General features: G+C 29.1%; 13 protein-coding genes. 6 read left to right on the forward strand and 7 right to left on the reverse strand.

Features of this window, described 5'->3' with window-relative positions; translation table 11 throughout:
• Positions 1-3: 3 nt before the first annotated feature.
• The 4 genes from IM532_RS02085 to IM532_RS02100 form a co-directional block, all read right to left on the reverse strand.
• Positions 4-864, reverse strand: coding sequence for a hypothetical protein (locus IM532_RS02085; protein WP_194181787.1), 861 nt, complete (start codon positions 862-864; stop codon positions 4-6).
• 4 nt (positions 865-868) lie between these two features.
• A complete protein-coding gene (locus IM532_RS02090) occupies positions 869-1,198 on the reverse strand; it encodes a HesB/IscA family protein (protein ID WP_194181788.1) in 330 nt (109 codons plus the stop codon).
• Between the two features lie 106 nt (positions 1,199-1,304).
• On the reverse strand, positions 1,305-2,279 hold the full coding sequence (trpS, locus tag IM532_RS02095) for a tryptophan--tRNA ligase (RefSeq protein ID WP_194181789.1): 975 nt from the start codon (positions 2,277-2,279) through the stop codon (positions 1,305-1,307).
• A gap of 102 nt (positions 2,280-2,381) precedes the next feature.
• Entirely contained in the window at positions 2,382-2,873 is a 492-nt protein-coding gene (locus tag IM532_RS02100; protein WP_194181790.1) for a hypothetical protein, read from the reverse strand.
• A 155-nt stretch (positions 2,874-3,028) separates the two neighbouring features.
• Here IM532_RS02100 and IM532_RS02105 point away from each other — a divergent pair, with 155 nt between their 5' ends.
• From IM532_RS02105 to IM532_RS02115, 3 genes are all read left to right on the forward strand, one after another.
• The gene (locus IM532_RS02105; RefSeq protein ID WP_194181791.1) at positions 3,029-3,976 is read left to right on the forward strand and encodes a hypothetical protein; all 948 of its coding nucleotides are present in this window, start codon (positions 3,029-3,031) and stop codon (positions 3,974-3,976) included.
• A 129-nt stretch (positions 3,977-4,105) separates the two neighbouring features.
• Complete coding sequence (locus IM532_RS02110) at positions 4,106-4,297, forward strand: C4-dicarboxylate ABC transporter (RefSeq protein WP_194181792.1); 192 nt, start codon at positions 4,106-4,108, stop codon at positions 4,295-4,297.
• Entirely contained in the window at positions 4,284-5,246 is a 963-nt protein-coding gene (locus IM532_RS02115) for a PstS family phosphate ABC transporter substrate-binding protein (RefSeq protein WP_194181793.1), read from the forward strand. The genes IM532_RS02110 and IM532_RS02115 overlap by 14 nt, the downstream gene beginning before the upstream one ends.
• Positions 5,247-5,302: 56 nt before the next feature.
• On the opposite strand, the gene IM532_RS02120 is transcribed toward IM532_RS02115, so the two are convergent.
• Entirely contained in the window at positions 5,303-6,265 is a 963-nt protein-coding gene (locus IM532_RS02120) for a PorP/SprF family type IX secretion system membrane protein (RefSeq protein ID WP_194181794.1), read from the reverse strand.
• A 47-nt stretch (positions 6,266-6,312) separates the two neighbouring features.
• Positions 6,313-9,372 (reverse strand): T9SS type B sorting domain-containing protein, encoded by a 3,060-nt coding sequence (locus tag IM532_RS02125; RefSeq protein ID WP_194181795.1) that lies wholly within the window; start codon positions 9,370-9,372, stop codon positions 6,313-6,315.
• Between the two features lie 115 nt (positions 9,373-9,487).
• Between IM532_RS02125 and IM532_RS02130 the strand changes: the two genes are divergently transcribed.
• The 3 genes from IM532_RS02130 to IM532_RS02140 all read left to right on the forward strand — a co-directional run bounded on the left by IM532_RS02130 (position 9,488) and on the right by IM532_RS02140 (position 12,753).
• Complete coding sequence (locus IM532_RS02130) at positions 9,488-11,074, forward strand: peptide chain release factor 3 (RefSeq protein WP_194181796.1); 1,587 nt, start codon at positions 9,488-9,490, stop codon at positions 11,072-11,074.
• A 44-nt stretch (positions 11,075-11,118) separates the two neighbouring features.
• Positions 11,119-11,919, forward strand: a complete 801-nt coding sequence (locus IM532_RS02135; protein ID WP_194181797.1) for a DUF4197 domain-containing protein — start codon at positions 11,119-11,121, stop codon at positions 11,917-11,919.
• Positions 11,920-12,018: 99 nt separating this feature from the next.
• The gene (locus IM532_RS02140; protein ID WP_194181798.1) at positions 12,019-12,753 is read left to right on the forward strand and encodes a DUF4197 domain-containing protein; all 735 of its coding nucleotides are present in this window, start codon (positions 12,019-12,021) and stop codon (positions 12,751-12,753) included.
• Between the two features lie 38 nt (positions 12,754-12,791).
• Here the strand turns inward: IM532_RS02140 and IM532_RS02145 are convergent, their stop codons facing one another.
• Positions 12,792-13,493 carry a hypothetical protein gene (locus IM532_RS02145; RefSeq protein WP_194181799.1) on the reverse strand — a complete coding sequence of 234 codons (702 nt, stop codon included), beginning with the start codon at positions 13,491-13,493 and terminating at the stop codon, positions 12,792-12,794.
• Positions 13,494-13,642: the final 149 nt, after the last annotated feature.

Genomic DNA, 13,642 nt, shown 5'->3' on the forward strand with positions numbered 1-13,642 from the left:
TTTCTAATACATTGTATAGGTAAACTTAAATTGGATTGGTTCCTCCTTAAGTGCTTTATTACCTAAATAATTAAAACTAATAATGCGTTGTTCCTTGTCTAAAATAATTTGGAAACGTTCATTACCTTGTAAGGTAATTCCGTATTTACGTTCGCCAATTAATTTAATTTCAGATTTTTCTCCTTGATTTAAGTTTATTTTAAGTGTCTTTGGATCAACTTCCGGTACATAATCTGTAATTACGAGTGGAATTTTGAAATTTGAATCACTAAAACATACTTTGTTTACATCTTGTCCGATTGATTTTGTAATTCTACAATTATGCATCAATCTATCTTCAGTTCCAAGAATATTTTCTGAATATACTTTTTTTAATAGAACATCACCTTCTAACCACACAATTTCTGTTTTTTGGTTAGGTTTATGGATATACATTTTATTATCGCTATAATAAAATGTATTTACCATTTCTTCTTTATTTTGATAATGGATGGTTTCTTTAGTTATAACCCCCTCTTTGTACTCATAATTTACTTGTAGAGCATTTCCTATCTGTTCACTAATTTCAAAAGTTTTTAGTGTACCATCTTGATTATAAATTGCTTTATAAACAGGATAATTAATTTTAGGATTTGCATTACTTGTAACAGTAACCGTTTTTACACCTTTTAAATTATTATCTAACGCATTAATGAAATGCTTTACACCAAAAATTCCAAAAAACATATTTTCAGCATAGGCTTGATTTATTTTTTTTGAATCCTCTGTAGGAGTAAAAACCATCAAAGACTCAGTATTTATAGTTTTTTGTGCAAAAATTATAAAACACTGTAGAAATAATAATAAAAATGCAAGTTTTCTCATAGAATTATAGTGCAAAACTTTCCCCACAACCGCACGTACGGTTAGCGTTTGGGTTATTAAAAATAAACCCTTTGCCATTTAGTCCTCCTGAATATTCTAACGTCATTCCAACTAAATACAAAAAAGATTTTTTATCAACTAAAATCCTAACTCCATTATCTACAAATAATTTATCATCTGGCTTTTGTTCTTTGTCGAACTCTAAGTTGTATGATAAACCTGAACAACCACCACTTGTTACTCCTACACGAACAAAAGATTCTTCGATTGAAGATCCTTCTTCTTGCATTAAAGATGCAACTTTATTTTTAGCTTGATCTGAGACTTTTATCATTTTGAATAAACTTTTAATAGATTTTTATATATTACAAAATTACGATTTAGAAATAGAATAAATAAACTTATAATATAAATTATAACAATAGCTTAACTTAAGAAATCTATATCTTTAAACCTAATTTTTCTCGTACTCTTTTTAAAACACTTTGGGCTACTATTCTAGACTTTAACGCGCCATTTTCTAAGTATGCATCTAAAGTATCTTTATCTTCCATCAATTCATTAAATTTAATACGAGCATCAGCATATTTTTCTAATATAAGTTCAAATAATGCTTGCTTAGCATGCCCATATCCATATCCACCATTTAAATAATTTTTGCGCATTTCTTCTATTTGCTCAGGAGAAGCCAATAATTTGTAAAGAGCAAAAACATTATCTGTATCTGGATTCTTAGGATCCTCTAAAGGTGTAGAATCTGTCTCGATTGACATTACTTGCTTACGTAATTGTTTCTCTGGTAAGAAAATATTAATGAAGTTATTTCGAGATTTACTCATTTTATGTCCATCAGTACCTGGAATAATCATTACTTGATCATCAATTTTTGCTTCAGGAAGAACGAATGTCTCACCCATCTGATTATTAAATCTAGCAGCAACATCACGTGTAATTTCTAAATGTTGCAATTGATCTTTTCCTACTGGAACTAAATTTGCGTCATATAAAAGAATATCAGCAGCCATTAGGATAGGATAAGAAAATAACCCCGCATTAACGTCAGATAAATAATCTTGCTTATCCTTAAAAGAATGTGCTAAAGTTAGACGTTGAAATGGAAAGAAGTTTAATAAATACCACATTAATTCTGTCGTTTCACAAACATCGGATTGACGATAAAAAGCTACCTTAGAGCTATCTAATCCTAATGCTAACCAAGTTGCTGCAACTTCATAAGTATTTTGCTTAAGAACTTCTGCATCTTTAATTTGCGTTAATGAATGTAAATCAGCAATAAAGATAAAAGAATCATTTCCTTCTTGCTGCGTCATCTCAATAGCAGGTTGTATAGCACCTAAAATATTACCTAAATGCGGTGTACCTGTTGCTTGAATTCCCGTAAGTATTCTTGACATTTCTGTTGATTTTTGTAAGTGAGCAAAGATAGCTGATTAGACTCAATCAACGAAATGAAAACGAAAGTTTATACTTATTTTATTTTTAATGATTAAAAACTATTAATTATCAAAAAAAGTAGACCGAATCTTACGATATGGCCATGTAATTGTACGAATTACACGTTCTTTAAACGTTGGTTTTACATAAATAACTTCTCCTGTTAAAGAATATAACTCATTAGGATGGTTTAATTTTAGATTTATAAAATCTTTTATTTTATCATAATCTATATTGTATTCAATTTTATTTTCAGTTGAATCGTTATAAACCAAAACTAATTGGTTTTTATCAAACGGTACTTTCAATTCAAAATATCCATTGTTATCCGTATATGTAGCTAACGAAGTCAGTTTTAAACCTATTTTCTCATCTAAAACAGGAAAGTCATTTGCATCAATCAATTTTCCTTTTAAAATAATGCTATCGTTTTGTGCTGCTCCATAAATCCCAATAAATAAAAAAGCTATAAATAACCAAATTCTTCTTTTTAAAAAAATTTGATTAAAATTTTTACAATTATTTTCTAAAGAGTTAATATTAAATCTTGTCATTTTTTATAAAGAAATTTAGAAGATGACCAATGAAATCTTAAAGTTTTCTTAAAGTTAAACTTTTATTACCAATATTTTATATTTCAGCCAACCATTTTAAGAATAATTACATCTATTCAATGAATCGATTCAAATCCCTTAAAAATGTTATTAAAATGGAAAATAAAAAATTCTTGGATATTCTATTCGAAAATAGAAACAAGGCTTACGGAGCTTATGAGCTAAGAACAACCGAAAATAGAACTTTAATGAAAGCCCTTTTTGTTGGATTTGGAATCGTTACCTTAGGAATGGGTGGCATTGTTTACTCAAACAAAATGGACTCTATCAATTATTCTAAACCAGCAATTGATAAAGGTGTAACAATTGATATGACTAAAATTCTTCCTCCAGTAGAAAAAGAAAAAATAGTAGAACCTCCAATTAAAGAACAAAAACAAGAAAAAAGATTACAATTAGATACAAAACAAATAAAAGAAGTAATACCTACTCCTACTATTCAACCAAAAGTGCAAGAAACAATTCTTGATCGTGAAAAAACTAAAGAAGCAGATTTAGGCGCTGAAAATCGTGAAGGCACACTTATTTCCAATAACCAAATTGGAGGTGGAGATGTTAGCGAAGGAGACAAAAACGTATCTGGAAAACAAAATACAGATGCAATTACGAAAGGTGCTGATGTTAAAGCTACCGTTGAAAACAGAAGAGCAATAACTGCAAGTAAGGCAAAAGTAATGGCGATATTTCCTGGTTGTGAAAAAGAAGCAAAAAATGGTAATGAAGCATTGACAAAATGTATGAGTGAAAAATTATCGAATGAATTAGCTTACAATTTGGAAGATTATAATACAATTGCAGAAAAAGAAAATATAAAAAATGCAGTTGCAAAAATGCAATTTATTGTAAGTAAAAATGGCGAAATTACAGAAGTAAAATCAGCTTCTGGAAGCGATGCAACATTAGGAAAAGAAGCCAAAAAAGCTTTAGATAAAATTAATAAAGATCTAAAGAAAAAAGGGAAATTAATAAAACCTGCGAAGTTTGAGGATGGAACGAATGCAGATTTAATTTTCTCTATTCCGGTTCGATTTCAACAATTGTAAAACGATATATAGTAGGAGATTTTATAGGATTTCCTACTATATATTTTAAAAAAATTAACATAAGAGTACATATCGTTTTTAAAATAGGGTGATTTTTAGGTTTTATTTTTCGTATTTTCGTAGCTTATTATGAATAAAAATATTGCATACGGAATCATTGGTTTCGGTTATTTATTAATCGGGATTTTTACATGGAGATTTAAGTATTTCATCAAAGAATTGGATGATACACAAGCCCTATTATTTGGAATTCTATTTATAATTTATGGATCTTTTAGAATCTACCGCGCAATCAAAGCATACAAAAATGGTGAAAAATAAAATTCTTGTTCTTGGTGGAATATTAGCCATCGCACTATTTACACAAGCTTGTAAAAAAGATAAAATAGAAGTAAAATCTGAACAGAGTAAAACGAAAGGAATTAATAAGCCTTTGCATACATACGGTACACTAAAAATTACTGCTGACCCGAGTTATCAAAATGTTATAAAAGCTATTACTTCTATCTATCAAGTTCAATATCCTGAAGTTACTTTTGACTTTGATTTTAAAATAGAAGAACTGGCTATTAAAGATTTATATGAAGGTAAAACAGACTTTGCGATAGTAAGTAAACCCCTTACTAAAGACCAAGAAACTTATCTTTTTAATAAGACGAAAATCTTGTACAAATCTTCCCCAATTGGTATGGACGCATCCATTTTTATTACTTCTGTAGATAATCCTTTAGAAAATATTAGTGTAACCGATATAAAAAATAATTTATACAAAGATGATGCTACCCTAAATTTTGTTTTTGATTATCCAAACTCAGCTAATTTTAATACAATTAATGATAAATTAGGAATATCTGCACCTAAAGGGAAACCCATCAAAGCCCTAGAATCTTCGGAAAGTGTGATTGACTTTGTACAAAAAGATAAAAATGCAATCGGAATAATTGGCCTAAATACTTTATCTGATACTGATAATCCTAAGATTAAAGAATATCTTACAAAGGTTAAAATTTTGAAAATTTCGGATGAAAAAGGTGAAATCTATGAACCTAATAATCCTAATCTTAGAACGGGTAAATATCCATTTTACAGATTAATTTATTTTTTAAAAAATGAAAAAGGTTTCGGAATTGCAGCCGGTCTTACTCGTTTTACTGGTTCTCAACAAGGACAATTGATTATTTTGAAAGAAAATTTACAGCCTTATTATTTATTTAAAAGAGAAGTTCAATTAAACGCAAAAGCTTTAGAAACTATAACTGATAAAAAATAAAATAAAAAAGAGTCACAAGAAATGTGACTCTTTTTTATTATTCTTTATACCTTAATTTAGTAATATCTATCTCCCCAAGGGTTTTGCAAATCTAAACCTAAACTAAATAAAAATCCTTGCTTACGTCCATCCACTTGAAAGTCTGATAAACCAATATCATATGATAATCCTGCTCTCAATGACCCTACTTTTAGTTTTAAAATGGGAGAAATAAATAAAGGTTGATTTCCATTTTTATCAAGACCTTGCTTATACCCTACTCCAACTCCAACGCCTTGGTCATTATCTCCAAAACCAAAATGACTAAGTAAATTAATATCTAAATGGCGATCTGAATTTGAATTTAAGTTATAAACTAGCGAAGGTTCTAACCTTATTCCTTCCGAAATGTACCAATTATATCCTAAATTTAGGTAATACCATGTTGGTAAAGGCTCAATATTATTAAGAAAATACACATTTTCCCCTAATGGAATATCAAGTACAGAAACTCCAACATTAAAGTTCATATATTTTACGGATAATCCTAAATTTAAGAATAATGCGTTGTATGAATCAGTATCTAGCGCTGGATCATTTGGATTTTCCACTACAATTTTTGAAAAGTCAAATCGTTGTGATACGCTTGATGCACCTACACCAAAAGAAAAAACACTTTTTTCTGCATCTTCAGAATAGCTTCTATCGTCTAAAGGTATATGATAAGCAGCCGTTAAATTAAATCCGGTTAGTTTTGTTGCTCCGTTTCTATCATTAAAAAAATATGCTCCTACCGCTAATCGATCTATAATAGTACCATGAGCACTTACAGTTTGGGTACTTGGACTATCTGGTAAATCGTCCCATTGATTTCTATGGGTTGCATTAATAGAAATTATCTCTGGATTTTGACCTGCATAAGCAGGATTGATTAGCATTTTATCTCCTACTAAATAATGATTATAAAATGGTAAACCTTGTTGTGCATTTACATTCTTTATACAAAGTAATAGTAAACAAAATAATACAAATTTTTTCATATAGCGCTGTAAATGAATCAATAATACTCAATTAATTTAAGAATTATTTATTTAAAATTAGATTTAATTGTAATATATCCCTGATATTTTAACTTGATAATTGCTTTTTTATCTACATATTCAATAAAATACCAATAAGAATCTGAAGCTAACGGCTTATTATTATATTTTCCATCCCAGTTTAAAGCATCTGGACCTTGAGCTTCATAAATTAATTTACCCGAACGATTTAAAATCTTCACACTTAAATCTAATGTGTTTTGAGCTCCAATTGGTCTCCAAATATCATTGATTCCGTCCCCATTAGGTGTAATATAATTTGGAATATTTAAATATACAATGTTAGGAATACTTATCACAGTACATCCATCTTTTCTTACAAAAACAGTATAAGAAATTCCCTTTTGTATTCCTATAAATTTATTAATTTTTTGCCAATTTTTCCCATCTAACGAATACTCTAAGGAAGTCTTATTTCCTTCCACAATTACTTCGATAGAGTCTGCATTTAAAATTATTTCTTTAATGATTGGCTCTTCGCCCGTAACTACTTCAAACTGTTTTTTAGTCACACAACCATATTCATTTTCTACTTCTATGTTGTAACTTCCTAAATTTAACTCATAAATATTATTATTTCCTACTAGTAACGTTCCTGACGCATCATATACACGAACAATGTTATAAGTAGATAAATCTAAGCTATAATAATAACCAGTACAGATAATAACTTGTGGTGCTATATCAATCACCTCAACAGGATAAGCCTCGTACTTTAAGATTAATTCTTTCACTCCACATAGATTAGGATCTAGAAATTTTATTGCAATCATACCGTTATTATCAATCATTTCTTGTGCATACTGAAACGCTGATTTCTCTGCCACAACATTTTTATATAAAGCTTGAACTTGAGAAATATATCCTAAAATATAATCTTCTAATTCTGAAGGAATAATTGGATTACAAAAATTATATGGATTTTGAGCTGCATCTTGTTCAATAGATGTAATATCAATACTTAAATTTTTAGATTGAATTACTGTTATAACTTTATCTATAAAACAAGAATTATTGTATTTATTTTTGAAACGTATTGTTACTTTACTCTCACCTGCAACAAAAATTAATGGTTTTGTTATGTCCTCCAAAATTTCATAATCGTATAAAGTTGTTGAAGTATTTCCAAATAAAGATTGTAATATACTTTGATCAATGAAAACATAATCATTACAATCTGCTTGTAAGGAGTTTGTCGCATCATCAACATCAGGTTTTGTAATAACACGTAAATTAAAAGTCATTTCTTCTGACCAACATAATTCACCATTAATTTTCACTTTAAAGTTGATTGTTTTTGATTCATTGTCTCCTAAAATCTCTTCTTTAATACCATCAAAAATAATATCAGAACGATTTAATTCAGTTTTTAAATAAGCTTCAATTTCGTTTTGAGTAAAAATATATCCGCTTCCTACAGAACTACACGTTGATAACAAATCTTTTATCGTTGTATTTAAAATGAATGATGATTCGCTTAAATTAAAGGTTAATTTTTTAGACGTATCACATATATTAGCATTATCGATTTGTAATGCTTTAACGATAACTTCGCCTTTTTTATTCTCTAATATATAATTATATACCTCGTTACGATCCAATAAATTCGTAATTCCATCCGATTTATAAAATCTTAATACAGAAGTAGTCCCGTTTAAAATTTCATCAATTTTAGTATCTAAAATTGATGAAGTAAAATCAATTACACAAAGATTATTTATTAATGTATCAACAATATTCGCAGCAGATGTTTTAGTAACAATAAAATTAACTGAGTTACTTTCGCATCCTCCTGTTGTTTTAGACTTAATTTTTACAGTAAAATTTAATGTATTTAAAATTACAATTTTATCTCCGTCAGATACTGGCTTTCCATTATACAATATAATTAAATCAAATTGAGATTTATCTACACTTAGTTTTGTATATATATTATTGAAGTTAACTATATACTCATTCTCACATGTATTTTCATTTATATCATCACTAAGAATTGGAGATCCTTGTTGAAGTTGAATAGTAATTTCTTTAGAATCTAAGGGGCAACTATTATCGTAGGTAACCACCACATCTATATTTTTTATTTCACCAACTGCAAGATTTAGCACATCACCAATTGCATAAGAAATTCCGTCAACTTGTAAAGTTTTAATTTTATAATCTACATGGACAGTTTCGAAGATTATATTTAATAATTTTTCGCTTTCAAGTTTATAACTAAGTGTACATTCATAGATTGGATCTATCGTAGATTTATACGGAAAAATATGATCTGGTATAAATGAAATTGGAATAGTGTAAATATATTTTAACGCACCTGTTGCATCTTTTACTTGCGCATATACAATTTGATCACTATTAAAAATAGCATCTGAAGGAATTTCATTCACAAACGAATTATCCGAAAATAGTTTTATATCAGACAAGCCAGAATCAGTTACTATTTCATCATAAATTAAATTGTATGCATACGGAGATCCTGCGCATAGATAATTAAATTTATTAATCATTCTTTCTTCTGCTACATTAACTTTAATATCAAATAAATCTGTATTATTTAAACCATAAATTGCAATTACAACAGTTTCACCTTTCTTTAATGCTTCAATTCCATTCAAAGATTTTACATATCCATTCCCATTCTGATATTCACACTTTTCAATTTTACCATCTTTCATTCCCTTAATGAGTAGATTCTTATCATATACAGATCGATCAGCTGCAATTGTCCCGCCCTTATCAAAAATTGAAGTAGGATTTTTATCTTTATCTAGTTTCCAAATAATAAAGTTAAAATCTGGCTTGGTTGCAATTAAGTCAAATGCAAAAGCCATATCAAACCCAGCCTGAAAAGAATAATATTTATAGCTATTAGAAAATTGAAAACCACAATCCTTTGGAGTAGTTGCATTAAATACTTGAGTATGATTTTCTAATTTCTCACCTAGAAAAGTAAAACCACCATTAAGGGGATGAATTGTAGGAGTGTTTTGTCCAAAAACAGTCAAATTCATCATCAATAAAAACAAGTAAAATATCTTTTTCATAATTCGGTCTTCGTCTATTATAAAATAACGTTATTTAGTTTTAATTATTCTCCTAATGAGAAAGTTTCGTGTTTTCTGTATAAAAACTATCTTTGCAATCTGAAATTATATAAGAATGTCTTTAGTACAAGAAATAAATAAACGTAAAACTTTTGGTATCATTGCCCATCCTGATGCTGGTAAAACAACTTTAACAGAAAAATTATTATTATTTGGAGGTGCCATTCAAGAAGCTGGTGCCGTAAAAAGTAATAAAATTAAAAAAGGTGCTACTTCCGATTTCATGGAAATTGAGCGTCAACGAGGTATATCGGTTGCAACTTCGGTTTTAGCTTTCGAATATAAAGGAAAAAAAATCAACATTCTTGACACTCCTGGACACAAGGATTTCGCAGAAGATACTTTCCGTACATTAACTGCTGTAGATTCTGCAATTGTCGTAATTGACGTTGCGAAAGGGGTTGAGGAACAAACTATAAAATTGGTAGAAGTTTGTCGTATGCGAAAAATACCTATGTTGGTTTTCATTAATAAAATGGACCGAGAAGGTAAAGATGCATTTGATTTAATGGATGAGGTAGAACAAAAATTAGGTTTATCTGTAACTCCTTTGTCTTGGCCAATTGGTATTGGAGCAACTTTTAAAGGTATTTATAATATTTGGGAGAAAAACATCAATATATTTTCTGGAGATAATAAACAAAAAGTTTCTGAAACTACACAAATCGAAGATTTACAAAGTCCAGATTTAGATACTTTAATTGGAAGTGATTATGCAGACAATTTAAGAACTGAATTAGATTTAGTTAATGGAGTTTACCCTGATTTTGATCAAGATGAATATATGAGTGGTAATTTACAACCTGTATTTTTTGGATCAGCATTGAACAACTTTGGAGTTCGCGAATTATTAAATGCATTCGTAGATATTGCACCAACTCCACAAGCTAAAGAAACAGATTTACGCGTTGTAGAACCATATGAAAATAAATTTTCAGGATTTGTTTTTAAAATTCATGCGAATATGGATCCTAAACACCGTGACCGCTTAGCATTCGTTAAAATTGTATCAGGAAAATTTGAACGTAATACCAATTATTTCCACGTTCGCCAAGGTAAATCAATGAAATTTGCCTCTCCAAATGCATTTTTTGCGGATAAAAAAGAGGTTATTGATGAATCTTTTGCTGGTGACATTATTGGATTACATGATACAGGTAACTTCCGTATTGGTGATACTTTAACAGCTGGTGAAAAATTCACATTCAAAGGTATACCTGCGTTCTCACCAGAACATTTCCGTTATATTAATAATGCTGATCCAATGAAAGCAAAACAATTGGAAAAAGGTATTGATCAGTTAATGGATGAAGGTGTTGCCCAATTATTTACGATGGAAATGAATAATCGTAAAATTATTGGTACTGTGGGTGCTCTACAATACGAAGTTATACAATACCGTTTAGAACATGAATATAGTGCAAAAGTAAACTATGAACCATTTTCAGTTCATAAAGCTTGCTGGGTAGAAGTTGAAGATGATAATTCAGAAGAATTTAAAGAGTTTAAACGTGTAAAACAACGTTATTTAGCACGTGATAAATACAATCAATTAGTTTTCTTAGCTGATTCTGCATTCACAATCCAAATGACTCAAGATAAATTTCCGTCTATAAAGTTACACTTTGTAAGTGAATTTTAAATTTTGGTTAGATAATTGGATTATATTTTACAGAAAAAATAACAATGAAAAAAACAATATTGACTGTTGCGATATTTACCGCTTTTGTATCAAATTCTCATGCGCAAGACTTAAAGTCAGTTTTAGGTAGTATTTTAAAAGGTAATACAAACCAGACAACTACTCAAAGTAGTTCTGCAACAGATTCAAATACAGTATTATTTCCTACAAAGGGACAAACTATTTTAAATACGAATAATCTTTCTAATAGTACAATTGCATCTGGATTAAAAGAGGCTTTATCTATTGGTTTAAACGAAGGAATACAAAATCTTGGTAAGAAAAACGGATTTTATAATAGCTCAGTTGCAAAAATTTTAATGCCAGAAGAATTACAGAATGTAGAAAGAACCTTACGTTCTGTAGGATTAGGTAGTATAGCTGATAAAGGTATAAAATTACTAAATTCTGCTGCTGAAGATGCCGTTACAGAAGCTGCACCAATTTTTGTGAATGCTATCACTTCGATGAGTATTACAGATGCAAAAAATATTTTATTAGGTGGTGACCATGCAGCTACAAATTATTTAAAATCTAAATCAACTGCTGATTTAACTACTGCTTTTCAACCGAAAGTTAGTGCTTCATTAAGCAAAGTTGGAGCAAATAAAGCTTGGAATAATATGATTACAAAATATAACAAGTTAACTGGTCATAATGTAAATACAGATTTAGATAATTATGTAACTGAACAAGCTATAAATGGCGTGTTTAACATGGTTGCAGAAAAAGAATCTGGTATTAGAAATAATTCGGCTTTACAAACCACTACTTTGTTACAACAAGTTTTTGGAGGTAAAAAATAATATACTTATTACAACATAATTTTAAAATCGGATCAGCTAAATACTTTTCCGATTTTTCTTTCGCATAAATATTGCTCTACATTTCTAAAATAAAATAAGATGAAAAAAATATATGCACTAATTATTGCATCTGGGATATTTACTTTATCCGGATGCGTTGAGATGCAAAGTGTATCTCAACAATTACCAGGAATTCTACAACAAAATACCGGAATAAATGGAGTATCTAATACAACCATTTCTAACGGTCTAAAACAAGCTTTAAATCTTGGTTTAAATGATGGGATATCAAAACTTGGTCAGGATAATGGTTTCTACAACAATTCATTGGCTAAAATTTTATTACCATCAGAATTACAAGGTGTTGAAAAGACTCTTCGTAATATTGGTTTAGGAAGTCTAGCAGATCAAGGTTTAAAATTATTAAATTCTGCTGCAGAAGATGCTGTTAAAGAAGCAGCTCCCATTTTTGCGAATGCCATAACATCGATGTCATTTCAAGATGCAACAGGTATTTTATTAGGTGGAGATAATGCTGCCACAAATTATTTACAACAAAAGACAACCAATCAACTAACCTTAGCTTTTCAACCTAAAATAGCTAACTCTCTAGGAAAAGTTGGAGCTGACAAAGTTTGGAATAAGATTATAACACAGTATAATACGATAAGCGGTAAAAATATAAATCCGGATATTAACGGATATGTTACTGAGCAAGCAATAAAAGGAGTATTTAATATGGTGGCAGAAAAAGAAGCAAGTATTAGAAATAATTCAGCTTTGAGAACAACTTCTGTATTGAAACAAGTTTTTGCATTACAAGACAATAAATAATTAAAATAGGCACTTTATATAAAGTGCCTATTTTAATTTTACTTAGATTTTAATCTGAATATATATTTTTCTAGTTTCAACTCATCCGTCTCCACCATTTCAAATTCATTATAGTCACCTAAATTTTCTTTTAAGAAATTATCAACTTGTTGCATATCTAAATCTGGATGAATTTTAATTCCACCAAATTTTATACGATTCATATAAGCATAGAAATCATAGTCAAACTCTTTTTCTCCAAGATAAGTATTTGCGACTTTACCTTTCCATTTGACATCAAAAAAACCAAATTCTTCTGTGTCTAAAAAAGTAATTTCGTGATTTGCTGCTGTATCTTTCCCTAACATTGAAATTCCAAATGCGAATTCTTCTTCAGGTTTATCTAAATCAACCGGCAATTGATCTAAATTAATTGTATTGTTATTTAAATTTTTTAAATCAAATTTACCTTCAGATAAATCAATTTCAATTCCTTTATTATCCCAAAATATACTTGAAATAATACAGTGATCATAATTTATCCAAAGCGATTTCTCGGTATTTTGTAGCGTTATATTATCTATTTCTTCTATAATATCCTCGTACTCATCTTCTTCATCATATTGATCCGATTCTAAATGTAGATCCATAATGATCTTCCAATTTTCATCTAATCGTGCGTTCCAAACAAAATCTACTATTTTGTGACCATTAGCAAAAGGGCTATTCGTAAAATATATTTTGTTATTTTCTTTACTCATAAAACGGATTTAATTCCAAGTCTGAATTTACAAACTTTATCGTATATAACAAAAAAACAACTTATGATTATTTGACTCATAACCATTAATCATTCAAATTCAATTCATTAAAAAAGCGAGAAAAAATTCCTCGCTTTTTTAAAATTATG

Origin of the sequence: Faecalibacter rhinopitheci (assembly GCF_015234135.1) — a bacterium.
Lineage (GTDB): Bacteria > Bacteroidota > Bacteroidia > Flavobacteriales > Weeksellaceae > Empedobacter > Empedobacter rhinopitheci.

Excerpts from the sequence above, each read along its gene's own strand:
- IM532_RS02085 (WP_194181787.1), bottom strand. The coding sequence starts at position 864 with ATGAGAAAACTTGCATTTTTATTATTATTTCTACAGTGTTTTATAATT.
- IM532_RS02090 (WP_194181788.1), bottom strand. The coding sequence starts at position 1,198 with ATGATAAAAGTCTCAGATCAAGCTAAAAATAAAGTTGCATCTTTAATG.
- trpS (WP_194181789.1), bottom strand. The coding sequence starts at position 2,279 with ATGTCAAGAATACTTACGGGAATTCAAGCAACAGGTACACCGCATTTA.
- IM532_RS02100 (WP_194181790.1), bottom strand. The coding sequence starts at position 2,873 with ATGACAAGATTTAATATTAACTCTTTAGAAAATAATTGTAAAAATTTT.
- IM532_RS02105 (WP_194181791.1), top strand. The coding sequence starts at position 3,029 with ATGGAAAATAAAAAATTCTTGGATATTCTATTCGAAAATAGAAACAAG.
- IM532_RS02110 (WP_194181792.1), top strand. The coding sequence starts at position 4,106 with ATGAATAAAAATATTGCATACGGAATCATTGGTTTCGGTTATTTATTA.
- IM532_RS02115 (WP_194181793.1), top strand. The coding sequence starts at position 4,284 with ATGGTGAAAAATAAAATTCTTGTTCTTGGTGGAATATTAGCCATCGCA.
- IM532_RS02120 (WP_194181794.1), bottom strand. The coding sequence starts at position 6,265 with ATGAAAAAATTTGTATTATTTTGTTTACTATTACTTTGTATAAAGAAT.
- IM532_RS02125 (WP_194181795.1), bottom strand. The coding sequence starts at position 9,372 with ATGAAAAAGATATTTTACTTGTTTTTATTGATGATGAATTTGACTGTT.
- IM532_RS02130 (WP_194181796.1), top strand. The coding sequence starts at position 9,488 with ATGTCTTTAGTACAAGAAATAAATAAACGTAAAACTTTTGGTATCATT.
- IM532_RS02135 (WP_194181797.1), top strand. The coding sequence starts at position 11,119 with ATGAAAAAAACAATATTGACTGTTGCGATATTTACCGCTTTTGTATCA.
- IM532_RS02140 (WP_194181798.1), top strand. The coding sequence starts at position 12,019 with ATGAAAAAAATATATGCACTAATTATTGCATCTGGGATATTTACTTTA.
- IM532_RS02145 (WP_194181799.1), bottom strand. The coding sequence starts at position 13,493 with ATGAGTAAAGAAAATAACAAAATATATTTTACGAATAGCCCTTTTGCT.